The organism is Geobacillus sp. BMUD (assembly GCF_013096845.1).
GTDB lineage: Bacteria > Bacillota > Bacilli > Bacillales > Anoxybacillaceae > Geobacillus > Geobacillus vulcani.
Genome location: NZ_SDLA01000022.1, coordinates 14,748 through 36,229, shown reverse-complemented (window position 1 = coordinate 36,229; position 21,482 = coordinate 14,748). Strand labels below are relative to the sequence as shown.

The following is a 21,482-nucleotide window of genomic DNA, read 5'->3' as shown; positions in this document are numbered from 1 at the left end:
AGACCATGCGGTCTTCGGTGTTATCCGGTATTAGCCCCGGTTTCCCGGAGTTATCCCGGTCTTGCGGGCAGGTTGCCCACGTGTTACTCACCCGTCCGCCGCTGACCAAACCAGAGCAAGCTCCGATTCGGTCCGCTCGACTTGCATGTATTAGGCACGCCGCCAGCGTTCGTCCTGAGCCAGGATCAAACTCTCCAAAGAAAGTTGATTGGCTTTGTAAGCTTCAGCCGCAACACCAAAGGCGCCGAGCGGCCTCCGCTTTTCGAATTGTCTAGCTTCGGTCCGCCGCCGCTCGGGGTCAAATACCCCCCCTCGGGGTGCAAGCACCCCTGCGGGTGAAGAACATTTGCCCGTCGCGGCGACCCGCGGACCTCAGCTTTTCGTTGCGCTTCGTTTCGTTCAGTTTTCAAGGAACAAATTGTTTTTTCTTGCCGAGAATTTTATCTTCTCAAAAGCGACTCTTATAATATACCATTTCTTTTTTCTTTTGTCAACATGTTTTTTATCTTTTTTGCCGTATCGAAACGGCTTTATTAATATAGCACCTTTATTTTGATGTGTCAACTGCCTATGTGACATACTCCCACCACCTACGCTAACGCTTCGAGGTGGAAGCTTCTCGGGTAATCCCGTCTAACAACAGGAAGTTGACCGAGCGATCCCCGTGTGCCCCATGGAAATATGATCATTCTCACCGAACCGAAGAAACATCTCTTTAGCATAATCAGATATGGCATCGCGAATCACTTTTCTCCGCTACTTTACAACGAAAACAAGATGATCAGATCATGCGAATACCGAATGATTATTCCTGTCTCATTTCATTGATCTATCAGCCTTTCTTTTATCTTAGACGGATTATATCGTGCTACAAAAAGAGAGACAAGTTTAGGCTACGCCTCACCGGACTTCATCTCCCACTTTCACTTCGTTTAGAAACGGGAGATGAAGTTCGGGCAGAGGGTAAAGTTTTTTTCTTTCCAATCAACACCATTTTTTATCTCTTCCACTCTCTCGCCAACATTCCGTACACAACATGATCGACAAAGTGGTCGTAAAGCCACTCTGCATCACGAATCGTTCCTTCCATTACAAAACCTAGTCGTTCCGGGATTGCCCTGCTCCGCTGATTTCCCGCCGCACAACGAATTTCAACTCGATTCACTCCTTGCTCAGCGAACAAATCGTCAATGCAAGCTTTGCATGCTTTCGTCATCAATCCTTTTCCTTGAAACGACTCACCAAGCCAATAGCCGATACTCGCCTTTCTGTTGGCCCGGTCGATGTAATGGACACCAATTACACCGGCTAATTGTCCTTGATAAAAAATCCCTGCCTCAAATCCATTGCTCGAGGCAAACTTTTGCAGTCCTTGAGAAATGAACGCCTTCGAATCCTCCACCGTCTTGGTGGAATCAACCCAAGGAAGCCATTGACGGAGGTGCGCGCGGCACGAATCAACCAATGCAAAAAGCGGCTTCGCGTCTTCCATCGTCAACAACTTTAACCACACATCTTTCTCCACGTAACGGATAAACATCAATGACTCCCCTCCAACTTTTTGACCATTATACCATATTGAGATCATCCGACCCCTCATGCGAAAAAAATTTATGCATAAGATACAAAAAAAGACTGTTCCCAAGATGATCAAACTCATCCTAGGAACAGTCCTTTTCTCTTTTTCCTATTCGCGCAAGAAGATGAAATAACAGATAAAAATGACAAACAGCACATACAATAATGGATGCACTTCTTTGCCGCGGCCTTTCAAAATCATCGTGATCGGATAGAAAATGAAGCCGACGGCGATGCCGGTGGCGATGCTGTAGGAAAGCGGCATCGTGATGAGCGTGAAGAACGCCGGCACAGCCACCTCAAACTTCTTCCAATCGATTTCGCCGATCGACGAGGCCATTAATACACCGACGATGATGAGCGCTGGCGCCGTAACCGGCGCGGTAATGACGCTTAACAGCGGCGAGAAGAACAAAGCAAGCAGGAACAAAATCCCTGTCACGACCGCCGAAAACCCGGAGCGCCCTCCGGCAGCGACGCCGGCCGACGATTCGATGTACGACGTCGTCGTCGATGTGCCAAACACCGCTCCGACCATGACGGCTGTCGCGTCAACGAGCAGCGCTTTGCCGGCGCGCGGCAGTTTATTGTTTTTCAACAACCCGGCTTGGTTGGCGACCGCCAAGAGCGTGCCAGTCGCATCGAAAAAGTCGACAATAAAGAACGTTAAGACAACACCAAGCATTTTCCACGAGAAAATGTCCGGCAAATGTTTGATCGCTACACCGAAGGTTGGTGAAATGTCCGGAATAGCGCCGACAATTTGATGCGGCACTTTAATCAAACCGAAAATCATGCCGACAATCGCGGTAATGACCATGCCGTAAAAGACGCCGCCATTTACTTTTCTTACCATCAAAACAATGGTGATGAACAATCCAAAAATGGCCAACAGTGTATTGCCATCTTTCAACGAACTTAATCCGACGAGCGTCGCTTTGTTATCGACAATAATTCCAGCGTTTTGCAGGCCGATGAACGTGATGAACAGCCCGATTCCGGCACCGACGGCATATTTCAACTCAACCGGAATGGCATCAATAATTTTCTCCCGGATGCCCGTCAGCGTTAAAATCGTAAAAATGACTCCCGAAACGAAAACCCCCGCAAGCGCCGTTTGCCAAGGGATCCCCATATGCAGGACAACGGTGAAGGCGAAAAAGGCATTCAATCCCATCCCCGGCGCCAAAGCGATGGGATAGCGAGCCAACACCCCCATCAAAATCGATCCGTACGCCGCGGCCAAAGCGGTGGCGACAAATACCGCCCCTTGGTCAATCCGCAGTTCATCCGGAAAATCTTTCACCGCGCCAAGCGACAACGTAAACGGGTTGACGAACAAAATGTACGCCATCGACAAAAATGTCGTCAGCCCGGCGATGATCTCTGTCCGATAGTTCGTGCCGAGCTCATCGAATTGAAAGTATTTTCTCAACTCTGTCCCCTCCTGCCTATAAAAAATGAAAAAACGCTTCGGCTGCTACCAGAAGCGTTGACTAGGAAGGAATGACGAACAGAGAGAGGACAAAACAAGCGCTCTCCTATCTCGCATCCCTCGTAGTCAAGCTATTTACGGTAGCTTGGTAGAAACTCCCGAGCCATATTCCCGGGATTATACGACGGAATTCGACAATATTCATGATTCCACAGCTATTGTATCAGCCTAAAAAGCAGCTGTCAAGAAAAAAGACGAACATTCCTTTGGAAATGTCCGTCTTTTGTTCGTTTTTATTCCCACTCGATCGTTGCCGGAGGCTTGCTTGTAATGTCGTAGACGACGCGGTTGACGTGCGGCACTTCGTTCACGATGCGCGTTGAAATGCGCTCGAGCACATCCCACGGAATGCGCGCCCAATCGGCGGTCATCCCGTCGATCGAGGTCACCGCGCGGATGGCCACCGTATAATCGTACGTGCGGGCATCCCCCATCACTCCGACGCTGCGGATGTCAGGGAGAACCGTAAAGTACTGCCAGATTTCGCGGTCCAGTCCGGCTTTTTTTACTTCTTCCCGCAAAATGGCATCCGATTCACGGACGATTTCCAATTTTTCTTCCGTCACTTCACCGAGCACACGGATGCCGAGCCCCGGCCCTGGGAACGGCTGACGCCAGACGATCTCGTCCGGGATTCCCAATTGAGTGCCCAGTGCGCGCACTTCGTCTTTAAACAGCGTATTGAGCGGCTCGATCAGTTCGAATTTCATATCTTCCGGCAAGCCGCCGACGTTATGGTGCGATTTGATCGTTTGCGCCGTCGCTGTGCCGCTTTCAATAATGTCTGTATAAAGCGTGCCTTGCACTAAAAATTCAATGCCCTCAAGCTTAGCCGCTTCATCGTCAAACACATAAATAAATTCATTGCCGATGATTTTCCGCTTTTGTTCCGGGTCAGAGACCCCTTTGAGCTTCGCCAAGAAGCGCTCCTTTGCATCGACTTTAATAACGTTCATCTGAAACTGCTCACGGAACGTCTTCATGACGCTTTCCGCTTCCCCTTTGCGCAAAAGGCCATGGTCGACGAAAATACAAGTCAGTTGGTCACCAACGGCCCGGTGCACCAACACCGCGGCGACCGATGAATCGACCCCGCCGCTTAAAGCGCACAACACTTTTTTCCCGCCGACTTGTTCGCGAATGCGGCGCACCTGCTCATCAATAAAGTTTTCCATCGTCCAATCGCCCCGGCAGCCGCATACCTCAAAGACAAAGTTCTTCAATAAATCATTGCCGTATACCGAGTGGCGCACTTCTGGGTGGAATTGCACGCCATACCATTTTCGCCGTTCGTCACTCATCGCGGCGATCGGGCACGAAGGGCTCGTCGCATCGACAACAAAGCCACTAGGCGGAGCGGTCACCAAGTCGCCGTGGCTCATCCAAACGACTTGCTCGTCCGGCAACCCATGAAAAAGCAAAGAATCGTTTTTCACTTGGATGAGCGCTTTGCCGTATTCACGGTGCGCCGCTTTTTCCACTTTTCCTCCCAAATGATGGGCCATCAGCTGCATCCCGTAACAAATTCCTAAAATCGGCAAGCCAAGCTCAAAAATCGCCGGATCGCACCGAAACGCTTGCTCATCATACACGCTGTTCGGCCCGCCGGAAAAAATGATCCCTTTGGCGTTCAGCGCCCGGATGTCCTCGGCGCGGATCGTGTGCGGGTGCAATTCACTGTAAACGCCGAGCTCCCGGATGCGGCGAGTGATCAGCTGGTTGTATTGACTCCCGAAATCCAAGACGACGATCATTTCTTGATTCATGTTCTCCACCCCATCAAAAAAATAACGCTGCCATTGCCCAAAACATGGATGAAGGCAGAATAGCAGCGTCTTCTGCCTTCATAGTCGGGCCGTTTACGGCGGCCCGGTAGAGACGCGCAAGCCGTATTCCTGCGCTTATATGAAGGGCTTTCGTCTGTCCGTATGCAAATTTGAATTCATTCTATCAACTTGCCGGCATGCGGTCAAGAGATCGTCCTTTTTATTAAATTTTCCCACAATTGAACAGCTTCGCGAACGTCTGTGTCCGGAAGCCCGGTTCCGTACACCACACATTCATATAGCCTTGTCAACCGGTTCATTTCATCCGTTTCGAACAAACGATCGACCTCATTCGCATACTGGCGAAGCGTTTCCTGCGGCCGCCGCTTCAACCCGTAATCGTGCAAATGGCGTAAAAGCGCCGCATACGCTGAAATCAGCCAGTCGCCCCCGTCCGCTTTTCGGCGCCGAAAACGAAGAAGCGTCAGGCGCGGCCACCATTTCCGCCTTGTCGCATAGATCACGCAAGCCGCTGCCACCAGCGCGGCCGCCGTCGCCAACACCGTCTTCCATGACCAGAAGTCGACGAGCCGCTCCCACCAATGGCCGTCTTGTTTCGCGGCAGAGGGCATCTCCGACGGCGGCTGTGGGAGGTTCGTTCGATCCTGCTCTTCCGGTTGCTGCTCAGGCGCCGCAGAGTCATCCTCCTCGGAAGGATCGAGAGAAAACGCGTAGGGATTGGCAAACCCCCGCGTCGGCTCAAACGGCACCCAACCGACGCCTTCAAAATACACTTCCACCCACGAATGAGCGTCATTGTTGCGCACTTCGTAAAGAGAATCGCCATTCTGCTCCCCAACCAACCGCCCCGACACATAGCCTTTCACCCAGCGGGCGGGGATGCCGAGCGTGCGAACGAGGACCGCCATCGAAGTGGAAAAGTTGTCGCAATACCCTTGTTTCGTTTCAAACAAAAATTGGTCGACATAATCTTGGTTTTCCCCCGGCACGGCCACATCTTTCGTCTCATACACATATCCGCTCTGCTGAAAGTATTGTTCGATGGCTTTGACTTGATCATAGGCTGTTTTTTCTCCGGCTGTAATTTGTTTGGCCAAGTCGCGGACCCGCTGCGGCAAGGTTTTCGGCAGCTGCGTATATCGTTTCAACAAAGACCGGTCTTGGACCGGAGGAGCGGCGCGCAGGGCAGCAACCGAAAAGTCCGGCTCCCCATACGTAACAACATACTGTTCAATAGGAACCGCGTTGGCTTGGTCGTCGGTCGTCTCAATTTTCTCTGTCGCCAACTTCATGCGATAAACGACCGGATTGGCCGCCCTCACTTGCCGCAAACCCAGCGGGTAAACGAGATGAAATCCTCCTTGATGAAGGCGGATTTCTGCGGTTTGCTCCACCGTTTTGACTCGCGGGCTCCACCATTCATGTTTGATCGTCTCTCCATTGGCAAACGAGTAAACTTGTTCGCTCTGAAACTCCTCCCACCCCTTGCCGGTGTAAACGTCTTTCGTCTCGACGCGCCAATAATGAATACCTCGATCTTTCGCTGTGAATACGATCGTATCATCAGCAAGGAACGGTCCGCCAAGGCGGGAATCATTTTGTCCATATCCGACTTTGGCCACAGCGGAAGAAGCCGGCTCATCATCGCCCGGCTCCGGCACGGCATGAACGCTGCGGATAAACGCCACCGGATCCGGCCATTGCGGCGGGAGCTTGGGGCCTGCATATCCTGCCGCCAGAGCCAACGCCGGAACGAACAGGGCGGCTGTCCGCCACCTTCCGATAGAAAATAAAGCGCCGTTTGCCCGCATCCGTTCGCCATGCAGCCACACAAAAGCAAAAAAACCGAGCCCGACAAGGCGAACGATCGCCTGATCGCCGTTATATGGGAAAAACGTATCAAGGACGGCAATATACGCAACGGTCAACGCATACGGAATCAACCACTGATGCCGTTTCCCGATGAGCCAATGAAAAGCGGCCGAAACGAGCCATAGCAGGAGAAAAAAGACAAACGTGCGCACGGCATCGCTCGGCATGGAAGACCGATCGCCCCACAGCCAGTTGAGGCAATCCCGCCAAAGCGCCGAAGGCAAAGCGGCGATGGAGTGAGACGAAGATAAACGGGAGAGCGCCCATCCGATATAAACCCCCTTCCCAAGAACAGCAAGCCACGCCGGGAGGCGAACCCAATAGCCGGCAAAGCAAAGGAAGACAAACGAGACAAACAAACCGATATGCCCCGTATCCGTCACATCGTCCAACGGCCAAAGCCATTCGGTGAGCAGCCAAGCCGCAAACAAGTTGAGCAAAAAAGAAGAGAAAAACCGAGCTGCCCCCTTCTTCATTGAAACTCCCCTCCTTGCCGGACAGTCTGCAACATGTCAGGAGCAATGGCGGAGACATACACACCGCTGCGGCGAAGCTCTTCTTCCCAATGCCTTTGTTCCTCTCTCCGTTCGCCCGTCACAACATATAAAATGACGCGGCGCTTCATCGCCAGCGCGCGCAACAGCGGCACCAGCGCGGAAGACAAGGCAGACGTCACCAGAATGCATCCTGCCGCCGTTTTCCAATTCGTTTCGTCAACAAGCAGTGGCTCCATTCCCCCTTCGTGGGCCGCCTTCACTTCCGCCAGGCGGAGAAGCAGCGACTGCCACTGTTCCCCATGGCGCCGCGGCGCTAAGGACGAGCGCTCTTTCCCGGCCACAAGCAGCCCAACCGGGGCTCCCGCATCCAACAACGCTTTCGCTACAGAAGCAGCCAGCGTGACCAGCTCCTCGAACCACGGTGATGGGCCGCCATCCAAGACAACGAACCAATCATCGTTGCGCTGCTCATCAAATTCTTTTGTCATCAACTCGTTCTTGCGCGCTGACGCCTTCCAGTGCACCCAGGACATTTTATCGCCCGGCGCGTATTCGCGAGCCCCGACCGCCGCCGCTAGGTCGCGGTGATACACAAACGTCCGGGCCGCGTTTCCATGGGAAAACCACTCACGCACCATGTTCGCCGGCCACTCCACATAGCGGGGATATACGATGACCGTGCACGGAGCCGAGAACGATTCCACCCGCTTCCCCCAACCAAACACATCGCTCACTTCCAGCCGCACCGTTTCCAACTGATGACGTCCGCGGGGCAAAACAAGCGTCCATTGGCAAGAGAGACGGCGCCGAAACATCCAAGAAACGACGGCACCCCCACCTTGCCCCTCTCTTTCCTCGCCGACCGCTATCGCGGCCATGGGAAACGGCCACGGCAGCTCAACTCGAACGGCAACCGGGATCGCTTCTCCCGCATAATAGCGCCGCGCCGGCACCGCCCGGCTCACCGCCGCGCGCCGGAGCGGGTACAGAGCCACCGTCAACGCATGCAACCCAAACGGTAAAAAGCTGTAAAACAAAAACCAGCTGACAAAGCCCCCTTGAAACATGGCGTAGGAAAACAAAACCGCGGTTAAGATCACTACGCCCAACAAGGGCCGCCACATTCTCCTCCCCGTTCGCTTCATCCTGTTCACCGCCGTCCTTGCACCGGCACCGGCGTGCGGGCCATCAGCTCGGAAAGGATCGTTTTGCCATCAAGCTTGTCCCATTTCGCTTCCGGACGAACGAGCAGACGATGGGCGAGCACATAAGGAGCGAGCTGCTGCACGTCATCAGGGATGACAAAATCGCGGCCATGAATGAGCGCGTAGGCCTGCGCCGCTTTCATCAAGGCGACCGAACCGCGCGGACTGACGCCTAAATACACGGCTTCATGCGCCCGGCTTTGCCGGACCAGCTCGACGATGTATCGCTTCACCGTATCGCTGACATGCACATCGGCTACCTTCTGTTGCAAAGCCCGCAATTCGTCGAGCGTCATCACCGGTCCGATTTCTTCCAACGGCTTCATTTTTTCCAGCCGATTTAACATCTCGATTTCCTCATCAGGAGACGGATAGCCCATTTGCAGCTTCAGCAAAAACCGGTCCAACTGCGCTTCCGGAAGCGGATACGTTCCTTCGTATTCAATCGGGTTTTGCGTCGCCATGACAAAAAACGGCTGTGGAAGCGCCCGCGTGATGCCGTCGACCGTCACGCTTCCTTCTTCCATGGCCTCAAGAAGCGCTGACTGCGTCTTCGGCGACGTCCGGTTGATCTCATCAGCGAGCACGATATGGGCGACGATCGGCCCGGGTTTGTACTCAAACTGCCGCTCTTTTGGGTTATAGACAGAAACACCAATCACATCGCTCGGTAACAAATCCGGCGTAAATTGAATCCGTTTCGACTCAGCTTGAAATGATTTCGCCAACGCGCGCACGAGCATCGTTTTGCCGACGCCGGGCACGTCTTCAAGCAATACGTGCCCCTTGGCCAACAGCGCTGTTAAACTGAGCACAATCACCTGCCGTTTTCCAACAATGACTTGTTCCACATTGCGAACAACTTGTTCGATGGAGGGAAGCAACGGTTCGTTCATCGTCATGACATCAAGCTCCTTTTATGGTGATGAATGGGATTTTTAGCGGTAGACAATATGTAGTTTATACTATTAATACCCGTAGTGTTAGTTGAGCGTCAGCGCTCAACCAGTCCCAGGGTGACTAGGGAATAAGCCAACAAGATGCCATCGAGTGCCACTTCAAACCCGGCCAGGGAATTCGCCCGAATCTCTGTGATTCGGTATGGGTCCACGAGAATCGAAAACACCGTCTCGATGACTTTGCGTTTTTTTCGGATCCATTCTTCCCATGCTTGGGAAGAAGACGTGCTTTTGATTGGTTCGGGACGTTGTCCATAACGCGGCTTGGTATTCTTCGTACAGCTTTTCTCGAAGAGCGCGGCTGATGTACCCTTTGTCCCAAAAGTTGTAGGGATGAGGAATTTGGGTCGTCACCGTTTCAGCCGCTTTGACGTCGTGGCAAGACGTTTCCGTCACGACATTGCCCAGGGCCAACCCTTGATCGGTCACTTGAAGATGCAGCTTCAATCCGTAGTACCATTGCTTTTTGGAAGCACAATACCCGATATCCGCGATCCCTCGAAATCGCTTGACGCGCTGCATTCTCGCGGGATGGCACAACGGAAGAGGCAGACTATCGATGACGGCATAAGCATGATGTTGACCGCGTTTCGCCAGTTCATGACGGATCCATTTGACCGCGAAGCCAAACGCTCGGCAGCGACGGTGATACCGGGAACGTTCAAGAAACGGGCCATGGACGAACAAATTGCCAGTGACAAAGCGATGCCAAGCTCGTTCGGAAGAAAAGCCCAACAGCTTCCCCAAAAGGTGAACCGCAATGATCACTTCGTCTTCTTGCTTGACCAAGTGACGGTTGCGGCGATGAAGATCCATTTGAATCAACAGCAGTTGGGCCGAAACAAAACAGAAAATGGCGGCGTATTGTTTTTGCAGTTTGGCTTGATTTGTAGTAAAATGAACGTGCTCTTGCATGGGGGGATCTCTCCTTTCGAATGATGGGTCGCACTTTCATTCTACAGGAGATCCGCCAGCAAGGGCTATTTTTATGCTTGTGTGAGTTTTATCTAGCACCACGGATTTATTCAAACATTTTTATTCTTAAGGCATCTTGTTTCACTTTGAATCGAGTCTGCAAGAAGAATGGCGATTTGTTTGAGAAAATGCTCCTTTTGTTGTTTTTGTTCTTCAGGCACTGGACGAAAAACTGAGGATCTTATTAGCAAAGACTGTTGTTGTTGTGAACTCATAAGTAGGATCTCGCTCCTTTGAATATGATTGTTGATTAAAATACTTCTATTCGAGTCAATTAGTGAACAACTGATAGCCTAGTTTACCTATTGTCCAATGACTTACGATCGTTATTGTGTTTCCGACGGTATAATTGCAGCGTCCAAATTAGTTGCAGATTCATTAAAAACTGTTCCTGTTCCTCCTTGCTTAAGGCAAAGAAATCCGTTAGAAACTGTTTCTGAGAGTGCATCGGATTAATGTTAGAAAATCATGCCTTTTTCGTTGATCTTTATTTGTTGTAATTCGTGCCCATTTTTGAACTCATTTGCAAGTTGCTCTACACTATTCCAAAAATGTTCTGTTTCGAAGGGCAATTTCTTTAACAAAGGCTGCTGTGTTGGCCGATAAACAAAAGGAAGGATCGAATTAGCATTAACGCCATAGAACTCTGAGAGCCGAACGTTAATGAAACGAGAACAAAAGGATTGACATTCATAAAATGAGAATATAAAATAATAGATTCATCTACGCTTCCAGCAATACGTACGTGCCTTCGAAATCGATCGGATTTGGTGTGGCTGACAGCAGAAACGGCTCCAGCAACGGATAGAAATTGCCGTCCATGCTAACCTGGCGCTCTTCCATCGCCTTAAGGAGCGCAGACTACGTCTTTGTCGAAGCACGGTTGATCTCGTCGATCATTACAATGTTGCTGAAGATCGACCCCGGTCGAAATCGAAACGCTTCCTGTTTCGGATGATAGATCGATACTCCCGTAACGTCCGACAGCAACAGGTCAGGATTGCATTGGATGCGCTGGAAACGGCCTTACAACGATCGAGCCAACGCTTTGATCAGAACCGTCTTTCCGGTTCCAGGCACGTCTTCGAGAAGAACGTAACCGACCGCAACAGCGGCCGTCAACAGCAACTCGACTTCCCTTTGTTTACACAGAATACAAATTTCTAGGTTCGATCAGATCTGGTTCAAGATATTTATATCTTCCGATAACAAAGTATGCATCTTCTCTTCTCCTCTTGATGATCTATGCGCTATCATTCCGGAAGTGTGATTCGATAGAGCTTATCGTCATTCTCCTGAGGCATGCCGCGCCCGTCTGAATTATTGCTTATGAAATAGAGGTAGTTATCTTCAATCCGCACATCCCGAATTCTTCCAAGTCCGGTTACGACAGTTCGTTGTTCGCCCGTTTCAAGATTAAACTCTAAAACCGCACTTCCTCTTAATGCAGCAACGTACAATTTTCCATTATAATAGTCCATTCCTGATGGTGCCCAGGTCGCTTCGTCTCCGGAAGTGAATAGCGGCGTCATCATTTCCTCTTGTTCTTCAAAGCCTTGAATCACCGGCCAGCCATAATTTTGGCCTGCCTCGATCCGGTTGATCTCGTCATTGGCATCGTTACCGTGTTCGCTTGCATATAACGTCCCGTCAGGAGACCAAGTCAATCCTTGGGGATTGCGGTGGCCATAACTATATACATAGGAATTCGGAAACGGGTTATCGCTTGGAATCGATCCGTCCAGATTCATTCTTAAGATCTTCCCGCCTAATGAATCGGTATCTTGCGCGATTTCCGCGTCATATGCATCGCCGGTTGCCGCATAAAGCTTTCCATCCGGTCCGATCTTGAGTCTTCCGCCACTGTGCCAGGGAGCGCTTGGAATCCGGTCCAACAGCACATCCTCCTCTCGCCAAATCCCGGCATCTAAACGGAGCGATACGATACGGTTAAACTGTCCGGAGTTATCTTCATACGTATAATACGCATAAGCTAGATTGGATTCTGAAAAATCAGGAGCGAGTACGAACCCTAACAATCCTGCTTCCGAAGCGGCCGAGATCTCCATTTCCAGTTCTACTTTTTGCCTCTCCACTTCTCCATTTTCGATCTTTACAATGTTTCCTGGTCTTTCTGTTAAATAGAAGGTATCCCCCTCTTTTTCAATTGACCAAGGAACCTCTAGATTTTCCGCGATCACTTCGGGTTCTTCGATCGGCGCAAGCGCCTCTGCTTCCCCTTCATTGCCCTTTTCATTTGCCTGATTCTGCTCGGCAATAACATTTTGCTTTCCTTCTGAGGGATTTAGCTTCTCGCTAGCGGAACAACCGGAAATGAGAAGGATTGCAAACAGAAACGTCAATACTTGATTCAATGCTAAACACCTCTCCTTTCTCGACTTTTTCACTTGTCATAACGAATCTGAAAGGGACTTTGCCGCGTTTCCTTGTTCTGTCTCCAAGTCATTGATTGACATGCCAGTAATGCTAAGAAATAGTTTAACGGTTCCACTAAGACACCTATCATTTTCATGATTTAATTAACTCCATGTAATTCGCTATATCCCTTTCCGTCATAGAGCCGGTGATAACGTTTAGAACTTTTCCATTCTTATCGATAATGAAGCCGGAATGGGATAATTATCATAAGCTTCAGTGACTGCTTGGTCCTTATCTTTAAGAACGAGAAATGTAAGTCCATGTCTTTCAACGAAAGATTCAATAGCAATGTCACTTTCCCCGACATTAACTGCTAATATTTCCACCTCAAGGTTTTTATAGTATTGTCAAAAGTTTATTCTCCACACTCACGTTTTTTTCTTGAGTTTCAACGGTTGGACGAAAAAAGGCTTGCCACCCCCGTTGTTTTCGGCCATCATTGAGGTAACCACACACTCAACAGCCAAAACAAAGGAGTGACAAGCTTGTTACCTCAATGATTCGCCCATTTGCTTGAAATCATCAAGACCCAATACCAAGTCATTGTATATGTAATGGGTGTGCTATTGGGAACATCCTTGAATCTTAAGGACTTGGACGAACCCGTCCAAAAGCCGTACCGGAAACTCCAGGTCGATGACCTTCCGATCGTCGATGTGCCGGAAACGCTCGACTATCGACAGCTTCTAGCGGGCTAGGACTACGAGGCGCAGCACAGCCGTCCATTGTCACCGATCCAACGTCGGACGAAGGCCAAGCATCGCGTTCCGGATTCATTGACCTGCCCTCGCTGCCAAGCACCCTCCTCCTACCTATACACCAATAACGGCGGAAAAGGGCAATACCCATGCAAAGTGTGTCAGTGCCGGTTCAACCACCGAAACCGATTCACCAAGCAAGTGGTCTTTCGTTGCCCGCACTGCAAAAAGACGTTGAAAAAAATCAAGGAGCCCAAGGAATACAACGTCTATACGTGCAAGAACAACGATTGCCCGTTTTACCAGGCCAACCTTCGACGGATGACGAAGAAGGAGCGCCAACGTTTCAAACAGGACCCTCAAGCCTTCAAGGTGCGGTATTTATTTCGGGAGTTCTTGTTTGACTTTCTGCCGTTGGCTCCCTCATCGCCCGTCCAACCGAAGGTCGATTTGTCCCGGATGGCTGCGTCGCCACACATTCTGGGGCTGGTGTTGACGTACCATGTCAACTTTGGGATGTCCTCCCGCATGACGGCAGCCGCCATGAAGGACATCCAGGGCGTGTCGATCTCGCATAAGACGGTGCTCAACTACGCCAACAGCGCCGCACTTTGGCTCAAGCCCTTTGTCGACCGATTCCCTTATGAGCTGTCCGGTTCGTTCTGTGGGGACGAGACATATATTCGTGTGAAGGGCCGTTGGCATTACCTGTTCTTTCTATTCGACGCGGTGAAAAAGATCGTGCTGTCGTATCGCGTCTCGCCCAACCGGGACACACTCTCGGCCATCAAGGCTATCGATGATGTCCTGCAGAAGCTGCCGTCCCTCCCAGACGACTTGTCGTTCGTCGTGGATGGCAACCCGATTTACCGGCTGGCACAACACTTCTTTGCCCAGCATGGGATTTCGTTTGACGTCCGCCAAGTGATCGGCCTGACCAACGAAGATCCGGTCTCGGAAGAGTTTCGCCCTCTCAAGCAGATCATCGAGCGATTCAACCGGACCTTTAAAGGCAACTACCGCCCGACCCATGGGTTTGGCGCCGAAGAAGGCTCGGTGGTCCTTTGTGACGCTGTTTGTGGCGTATTTCAACTTTCTGCGCCCGCATAGCGCGCTCGAAGGCCGGGTTGCCGGTCGTCATCCCGGAGCTCGCCGAGCTGCCGCATATGCCGCCCCGGTGGACGAAGCTTATCACCATGGCTCAGGACTTCCTTCGAAACGAGGCAGCCTAACTTTTTTGTCCTCCAGAGCCCGTTGAAGAGAAAACCTGCCGGATTCGGCGAAGCGAACCCTTAACCAACCGAACACCACCAAAGGTAACATTCGGTAAAGGCAAGGGCGGCTTTTCGATTGCCTTCTTTTTGTCCCCGTCGCCCTTGACGACTCTTTCCCACCTTTGGCGGGTGTTGGTCAAGGGCGAATCGGGCTCTCTACATGCCCCACGATGCTCAATGGGATGGTCTGTGTGGAGTTTTCATAACACTTTTGACGCTACCATCTATGAATTAATAAGTGTGTTTCAGCCCAAAATACTCCAAATAAATACTTCCAAGGTATTATCTGCCCTTGTTATGCTTTTTCAAAATGATCCCATGAAATAGTTAACTTCCGTCTGAGAGCTTATTCATCCCGTAAGCGAGAGAGGTCGACAGGCCACGATAAGCGTTGATCTGTTGCTAAAGTTCAGCGACCTTCCGCTCTGCACCAGCGAACCGGCGGTTTCTCCAGATTTGCAATAGTGATTAATGCTTTTGCCAGCTTTTCCAGATCGCCTTCCTGTTTTCCATTCTTTTCATTAAAGAAGGTACGGAATTGTGGATTACGCTCAGCATAGTCATCGATCGATCAGCCCAGGATATTGATTCCGGCTCTAAAAGTTCGGTTCGGCAGAAGCCTAGTTCGACGATGGTTGTATGGATGCCGAATGGAGCGACATCATGACGCAACGATTCCATCCAACCTTCAAGACCGAACTTCGATGCACAATAAGCTTCGTTGTATTCAAATCCTGCTAAGCCTGCGAGTGAGGATATCGAAATAATATACCCGGAATGAGCCTTACGCATCACAGGCAACACGGCACGGGTGACGTTCATCGGACCATAAAGATTGATCGCGATTTGACGTTCAATCTGCCCTTGGGTCAGCTCCTCGAAGTAACCTCCATAGGAGCTGCGGGCATTGTTAACTAGTTGCTCCTGAAAAAGTCGATATGTGATTTTGATCTTCCCTATTTACTATTCCCGGAGGTGATTCACAACCGATATTTCCCTTAATTTTCCTCGATTTTGAGCATCACTGCTGCTCTTTGGAGGTTATGAGCCAGAATTCCGAAGCTGACCCAGCTTTTTGAGCCGAAAAGGCCCCGATACCTGCTACGGCCCAGACCGTACTTGCGCTTGAGAAGGCTGATCTTGGCCTCGCCGGCTGCACGGTAGCGCTGCAGATTTTTAAACCATAGCTGTTGTTCATGTTCTTTACGTTGCTGTCCTTTCTTCCCCTTTCGGGGAATACTGATTCGTCCTATTCCCAGCCGGGTGAGTTCAGCCTCGTTCGTTTTGCTTCCGAAACCACGGTCGGTCAACACAGCTTTGGGTGCTTCCCCAAAAGGAAGGATATGTTCTTGGACAGCCGGGATTAGCAATTCATCATCGGCCGGCGTACACCGCATACCCGGTGACAAAGCCGCTCTCGGTTTCATCGATCCGGGCTTTATAGCCAAACTCGATTCCCTTGGCCAGCTTACCTTTCTTGATCGGTCGAGCCTCCGGGTCAAAGAAGTTTACGATGCGATCCGCAATGACGCGTGTACCCGAAACCACCTGTTTGGCCTGTTCCAGCAGTTTTTCGGTCAGGGAAATGGCGTCGGCTAACTTCTGCTTACCCTGTTTAACGGCGGTTTTCCCTTTATCCCGAATGTTTTCTGCGACAGATTTGGCCTGATCGCAGACGGATTCCGCAGCTTCAATCACCTCTTGGGTGATCTTGTCGACTTCCTCCCAGGACTCGCAGGTCCGGCAACGAAGCACCTTAGCGATGGACAGAATCTTCTCCTTGATCTCACCGGTACGGTCTTCAAATCCTTGCACGGCATGGGAGGCAACTTTGCGGATTTTCTGCACCAGGCAGGTAATGACTTTGTCGCCACCCTGTAGCAACTTCGCATCCGTCGGGTGATGGATGTCCGATTCGATTACCGTCGTATCGGTACGGAGTTTGCGGTGTTTGAGTATTTCTCCTTCTTTCAGTTTCTGAAGCAACGCCTCATTGAGTTGGCTGACCACTTCGCCGCCGTAGCGTTTGCGTGCATGGATCGGAAGGGGCGGATCAGGCATTTCTTCGTCGATGGCAATCCGGCAGAATCGCCGCCAGGTGATGCTGTCACCGACTTCTTTGATGAGTGACTCATACCCCAGGTTATATTTGCGTTTAAGCACCATGAGACGCAAGTATTTCTCGATTAGATATGTGGGGCGGCCCATCTTCGATTTCGTCGGATACTTATCGATAAAAGGTTGTAGGAAGCATTCGTTGTCCAACAGTTCATCGATAATCACCAGTTCGGCAGGCAGTTTCCGAACCTCTTCCGGAAGTATGGTGTCCCAAAGGGTTAATTGCTCGTCGCGAAGTTTCAACATTTTCTTCACCTCGTGGAAGCATTTCCGAGGGGCGATGTTGAATTTCTAAGACAAAGGAATTCGCCCCTCGGGATTGTTATCTGGACAATAACAATTTCCATTTCAAGGATGCGAATTCCTTTTTATCAAACCCCTCAACTTTTTGAGGAGTCACTATATAGCCAGGATTTAGGTATAGGCGAGCAAACGACCAGCGAAGATGACGCCTGTCCATACAATCAGTGAGACTACAGCTGCAAAGCGGGCGGCGATCGGGGCTACAGCGGCATCGTTCCACGCATTAACCCGACGGTAAACGCCATTATGAAATACTGCAATGTTGATTGCTGCCAAGGTGAGTAGCCCAAGCTTCCACGGTGCAGCACCAGAGTCGGCAATTATGGTTGCCTGCGCACTTAGCAGTGGAATCCCAGTAAGGATGACAATTGTCAGGCCAATATGAGCGACAGGCAGTAGGTAACGAGCGGCTTTTGTCACCGATATTTGGCGGCGTCCAATTCCTAGAAGCCGCAGGTCAAAAGCGAACGTTGGACCAACAAGGACGACGATTCCGAGAATATGGAGACTCTCAAGTACTGGGTAGAGATACGGTGTGCTACGTGCCGCCTCGCCGAGAGCAGAGTCTTGTAGTAGCAATAGAATTGAGTTAAGGAAATCATACACGCGTTAATCCCTCCCGTTAATTCCTCTGATTGCTGCGACGTAAATAGAAGAAACCACCGACACCTATTGCGAGAGCAATAACGCCGAATACTGTCCATACTACCCAGTCCCCGGACTTATCGTTCTCAGATAGCTCCAGAACATCCGTACCCATAATTGGTGTATCTCCAGAATCCGTCGGTGAATCTCCAGAATCCGTCGACGAGCCTGGCAGCGGGGCACGTACCGGGAGCCTATTGCCTAGTACTTGGTTGACTGGAGTGTTATCGTCTCCATACCAGAACACGACCGGGCGGAACAATCCATCGTCCTCTCGACTGATATAGCCGACACCTTGGAAGCGCTCGCCGACCTCCAGTGGACGATCTAGCCCCCACATACCCGACCAAGCTGGCGGTGCGATAATGACCTCTAACTCTTTGTGAGGACCGTTGTATGCGCGGGCAGCTTTGACTCGGGTGCTGTCTTCGGGATCTTGCAACTGCTCTGGAATCTCCAGATCTGATGGTGTACTAGCAGGTAGGTTACTGTCTACGGTGATATCAAAGTACGAGTGCGGATTGCCCCAAGTACCATCTGAAGAAACTGTGCCCGCAACATAGACAAGGTTATTTGTATCAAAGCTACCCCATCCGTGATGCGCCAAAGTGGGTGACGCTGGAAGCAGAATGCTTCCTAGGACTACCACAGCGATGATTCTAAAGATGTTAGGCAGTCGTAAACAGTGAATACCCCGAGTATGCAATATGATGTTTTTCATTTATAAAAACCTCCTATTCATAATACGTCTATGCCGCCAAATCGGTCAACGGCCAACTTCACGGCAATCTCGGCATCCGAGGGTTTCTGACATCTGGTTGTACGATCAGAAGATTATTAGCTTCTCCGAGAGCTTTCGCTACCTTATCCGTGTTAAGACCCGTTGTGACGACCTGATAACCTGCAGCAAGAGCGGCTTTTACGAAATCCACAACCATCCCGCGCTCAGCACCTGTGATAAACCAAACTTTTTTTGTCCGCCATGCTATCCCCCATTCCGAAAGATAATTTAAGTTTTCTTAGTAGCATTAATAAAAAACGCGAAGCGAATAAACAAAATAAGTTGTTTAATCGACCCATGTCTATTATTGTAAGATTAATAAGAGTACATTCAATGGTTAAAAAAGCTCAAAACGTTGATATATCAACAAAGCAGTCAAAAATGTTAATTATCTTAGAAGGCTGGTGAATATTTTCGATGACCAAAGTGGATCGGAGAATTCTTAAAACACAAGAATCCTTGAAAAAAGCTGTTATTGAACTGATGGCTGAAAAAAATTTCGATGACATTACCATTCAGGATATTGCAGACCGGACAAACGTAAATCGCGGAACCATTTATCTTCATTATCAGAACAAATATGATCTATTGGATAAACTCATAGAAGCACATATTAGTGAATCAAGGGAGATGGGGGAATGGGCATGTAAACTGGATTGAGGTAATGCCCTTGAACCTTTTTGAATTCTTCGAGAAAAATTATTTTTTCAACCATGTTGGCAAGCAAAGGAGCCCCTTCTTTTCGAACGCGGCTTCTTGATTTTATTATGGAGGGTTTCAAAGGTGAGATTGACAGAGAAAGCGGAAGAAATACTGATTTGAGTTAAGATGTAATGTTGCAATATGCTGGGACGGCATATATAGATGTAATTGAGTGGTGGATACGGAATGGGATGCCGTACCCGCCGCAAGTAATGGCCAAACAAGTCGAGACTTTGTTAGGGAGAAGTCTATAGTCCATGTTATAACAAGAGCGTTCCGCGTAATTGGGAGAACGCTCTTTTCTTCACTCGTAATTTAATCTAGGTGAAGGTGAAGAATCTTTTCGATTGGTTTGTCATCCCTGAAGAACCCCTCCACGAGATCCTTCCTATCCTATCGTCGCTAACCGGAGGATCAACTCGGCAGCGCGTTTCGGAGTTCTCGTAGCAGAGGGTCCCCCCATAGCCATCAAGTTAAGAAAACAGGAATAAATCTATGCCTCATTTGACCATCCTTTTGAAGACTTCATCATGTCTTAGAAAGGGTGGTTTTTTTGAAGACGTCCTTATCTCTCCAAGAGGAATGGCATTGTTTTTTAGAGGGGTTGCGAAGCGTGTTATCGTGCGAAGAACTGGAACAGATGGCCCGAGATCATCAATTTATTCAACGAAAGGGGAAATGACGCGCCCATGATTTCGTGGCACTTTGCACATTTCTCCAGGAAGAAGGTGGTCAAAAATCATTGGTGCAGCTCTGCAGTGCTCTAGCTCTCAAGCAAAACACCTCTCTGAGTGCGGAAGGACTCAATCAACGGTTTAATGAAAAAGCAGTGAGTTTCCTCAAAGCGGTGTTCGAAAAACTGCTTATTCATCAGACGCAGGAGGCCCGTCACGTGTGTCAAAGACATTCGCTGTTTCGCCGGATTCGCATTCTCGATTCCACGTCGTTTCAACTGCCTCCAGAGATCCAAGGGATTTACGAGGGATGTACGGGGCCTGGGGTGAAAATTCAGTTAGAATATGAATGTCTAGAAGGGAAGTTTCTCCATGTGGACGTCGGGGATGCTCGTCATCATGACGCCGCCTACGGAGCGTCCCTTCGATCGACCATTCAAGAAGGAGACCTTTGTTTGAAAGACTTAGGCTATTTTTCGCTTGAGGGATTGCAAGCGATTCATGACGCCGGAGCCTTTTACATTTCACGGCTCAAACACAATGTAGGGATTTACCAAAAAGAAGGAGACCAATTTCGAAAATGGGAACCAGAGGATTTCCTTGCGATGCTGCAACCCGGAGAAACCATGGAACTGGAAGATGCGTATGTCAGTGGAAAGAAAGTTCATCAACCGCGGCTCATTGTGTATCGGCTGACCGAAGAACAGGAGCGACAGAAGGAAGGACAATGGAAACAGAAGGAAAAACAAAAAGGGGCCGCGTACGTGACGCGACGTCCCCACCCAATATATGTATATATCACCAATATTCCAGCGATTTATACCTCCTTGCACGACATTCATACGCTGTATTCTCTTCGCTGGCAAATTGAGGTGATATTTAAAACATGGAAATCCCTGTTTCACATTCATCGATTCAAACCGATGAAAGGGACTCGCTTTCAGTGCCACTTGTATGGAACGTTGATTGCCTTATTGATCAGCTCTACGGTCATGTTTGCCATGCGAGAATGGCTCTATCGAAAACAGAAAAAGGAATTGAGCGAATATAAGGCGATGAGTATGATCAAGGAGTGGGGGATGGATTTATTTCAAGCCTTATGGTGTTCTGAGACGCTAGCTGCCCAGCTCCTTTTCAAACTGTGTGACATCATTGCTCAACACGGAAAAAAATCAAGGCGTTATACAAAAAAGAGCGCTTTAGACATTATCGAGAGTTTGGTCATCATGCCGGTGTCGTAAGGAATTCCCGTCTCATACCATGAAAAAAACCTTCTATAGGGAGGGTGTATTTGGCATGCCTATCTTTCTATATTCTCACGGTCACAGCCTCCAAAGATGAAGAGTGAAGCCTTGGAGCTTACCCGCTCCAAGGCTTCACTTGATGGCTATGAGGATGTCCCCACAGGATGGGAACCACTAGCATTGCATATATGTTTTAAATTTACTGTTTAACTATAAATTTACTTTTACGAAGGGAC

General features: G+C 49.8%; 11 protein-coding genes, 1 rRNA gene, 6 pseudogenes and 2 riboswitches. Of the genes and pseudogenes, 3 read left to right on the top strand and 15 right to left on the bottom strand.

All coding sequences use genetic code 11. The features are described from left to right. From ETC05_RS16150 to ETC05_RS18250, 11 genes and pseudogenes are all read right to left on the bottom strand, one after another. Positions 1-201, bottom strand: a 16S ribosomal RNA gene (locus tag ETC05_RS16150); the annotation flags it as partial. A 796-nt stretch (positions 202-997) separates the two neighbouring features. Continuing rightward, positions 998-1,540 (bottom strand): GNAT family N-acetyltransferase, encoded by a 543-nt coding sequence (locus ETC05_RS16145; RefSeq protein WP_171661425.1) that lies wholly within the window; start codon positions 1,538-1,540, stop codon positions 998-1,000. A 147-nt stretch (positions 1,541-1,687) separates the two neighbouring features. Beyond that, a complete protein-coding gene (locus tag ETC05_RS16140; protein ID WP_031405986.1) occupies positions 1,688-3,013 on the bottom strand; it encodes an NCS2 family permease in 1,326 nt (441 codons plus the stop codon). Between the two features lie 103 nt (positions 3,014-3,116). After that, positions 3,117-3,218, bottom strand: a riboswitch (purine riboswitch). An 88-nt stretch (positions 3,219-3,306) separates the two neighbouring features. Then, positions 3,307-4,839 (bottom strand): glutamine-hydrolyzing GMP synthase, encoded by a 1,533-nt coding sequence (gene guaA, locus ETC05_RS16135; RefSeq protein ID WP_171661424.1) that lies wholly within the window; start codon positions 4,837-4,839, stop codon positions 3,307-3,309. A gap of 61 nt (positions 4,840-4,900) precedes the next feature. Continuing rightward, positions 4,901-5,002, bottom strand: a riboswitch (purine riboswitch). A gap of 40 nt (positions 5,003-5,042) precedes the next feature. Further along, complete coding sequence (locus ETC05_RS16130; protein ID WP_171661423.1) at positions 5,043-7,208, bottom strand: DUF4129 domain-containing transglutaminase family protein; 2,166 nt, start codon at positions 7,206-7,208, stop codon at positions 5,043-5,045. Beyond that, entirely contained in the window at positions 7,205-8,374 is a 1,170-nt protein-coding gene (locus tag ETC05_RS16125) for a DUF58 domain-containing protein (protein WP_171661422.1), read from the bottom strand. Before ETC05_RS16125 ends, ETC05_RS16130 begins: the two co-directional genes overlap by 4 nt. Positions 8,375-8,379: 5 nt before the next feature. After that, positions 8,380-9,336, bottom strand: a complete 957-nt coding sequence (locus ETC05_RS16120) for an AAA family ATPase (RefSeq protein WP_171661421.1) — start codon at positions 9,334-9,336, stop codon at positions 8,380-8,382. A gap of 92 nt (positions 9,337-9,428) precedes the next feature. Further along, positions 9,429-10,308 (bottom strand): annotated as a pseudogene (locus ETC05_RS16115) (IS982 family transposase). A gap of 786 nt (positions 10,309-11,094) precedes the next feature. Next, a pseudogene (locus ETC05_RS16110) lies at positions 11,095-11,529 on the bottom strand (AAA family ATPase); the annotation flags it as partial. 92 nt (positions 11,530-11,621) lie between these two features. Then, positions 11,622-12,743 (bottom strand): PQQ-dependent sugar dehydrogenase, encoded by a 1,122-nt coding sequence (locus tag ETC05_RS16105; RefSeq protein WP_171661420.1) that lies wholly within the window; start codon positions 12,741-12,743, stop codon positions 11,622-11,624. A gap of 219 nt (positions 12,744-12,962) precedes the next feature. Then, entirely contained in the window at positions 12,963-13,133 is a 171-nt protein-coding gene (locus ETC05_RS18250) for a thioredoxin domain-containing protein (protein WP_171661419.1), read from the bottom strand. A gap of 183 nt (positions 13,134-13,316) precedes the next feature. Between ETC05_RS18250 and ETC05_RS18325 the strand changes: the two are divergent. Next, positions 13,317-14,737: pseudogene (locus ETC05_RS18325) on the top strand (IS6 family transposase). 510 nt (positions 14,738-15,247) lie between these two features. Here the strand turns inward: ETC05_RS18325 and ETC05_RS16090 are convergent. From ETC05_RS16090 to ETC05_RS16075, 4 genes and pseudogenes are all read right to left on the bottom strand, one after another. Then, on the bottom strand, positions 15,248-15,724 hold the full coding sequence (locus tag ETC05_RS16090) for an SDR family NAD(P)-dependent oxidoreductase (RefSeq protein ID WP_483299800.1): 477 nt from the start codon (positions 15,722-15,724) through the stop codon (positions 15,248-15,250). 53 nt (positions 15,725-15,777) lie between these two features. After that, positions 15,778-17,143, bottom strand: a pseudogene (locus ETC05_RS16085) (ISNCY family transposase). Positions 17,144-17,311: 168 nt separating this feature from the next. Next, a complete protein-coding gene (locus ETC05_RS16080; protein WP_171661418.1) occupies positions 17,312-17,806 on the bottom strand; it encodes a DUF6644 family protein in 495 nt (164 codons plus the stop codon). Between the two features lie 16 nt (positions 17,807-17,822). Continuing rightward, positions 17,823-18,566, bottom strand: a complete 744-nt coding sequence (locus ETC05_RS16075) for a DUF6152 family protein (protein WP_216366532.1) — start codon at positions 18,564-18,566, stop codon at positions 17,823-17,825. A 477-nt stretch (positions 18,567-19,043) separates the two neighbouring features. Between ETC05_RS16075 and ETC05_RS16070 the strand changes: the two are divergent. Both ETC05_RS16070 and ETC05_RS16065 read left to right on the top strand, forming a co-directional pair. Continuing rightward, positions 19,044-19,582, top strand: a pseudogene (locus ETC05_RS16070) (TetR/AcrR family transcriptional regulator). Positions 19,583-19,881: 299 nt separating this feature from the next. Beyond that, positions 19,882-21,243: pseudogene (locus tag ETC05_RS16065) on the top strand (IS4 family transposase). The last annotated feature ends 239 nt before the right edge of the window (positions 21,244-21,482 follow it).

Bases quoted from the DNA above. Each gene is read 5' to 3' on its own strand.
- ETC05_RS16145 (WP_171661425.1), bottom strand. From the start codon at position 1,540: ATGTTTATCCGTTACGTGGAGAAAGATGTGTGGTTAAAGTTGTTGACG.
- guaA (WP_171661424.1), bottom strand. From the start codon at position 4,839: ATGAATCAAGAAATGATCGTCGTCTTGGATTTCGGGAGTCAATACAAC.
- ETC05_RS16130 (WP_171661423.1), bottom strand. From the start codon at position 7,208: ATGAAGAAGGGGGCAGCTCGGTTTTTCTCTTCTTTTTTGCTCAACTTG.
- ETC05_RS16125 (WP_171661422.1), bottom strand. From the start codon at position 8,374: ATGAAGCGAACGGGGAGGAGAATGTGGCGGCCCTTGTTGGGCGTAGTG.
- ETC05_RS16120 (WP_171661421.1), bottom strand. From the start codon at position 9,336: ATGACGATGAACGAACCGTTGCTTCCCTCCATCGAACAAGTTGTTCGC.
- ETC05_RS16075 (WP_216366532.1), bottom strand. From the start codon at position 18,566: ATGAAAAACATCATATTGCATACTCGGGGTATTCACTGTTTACGACTG.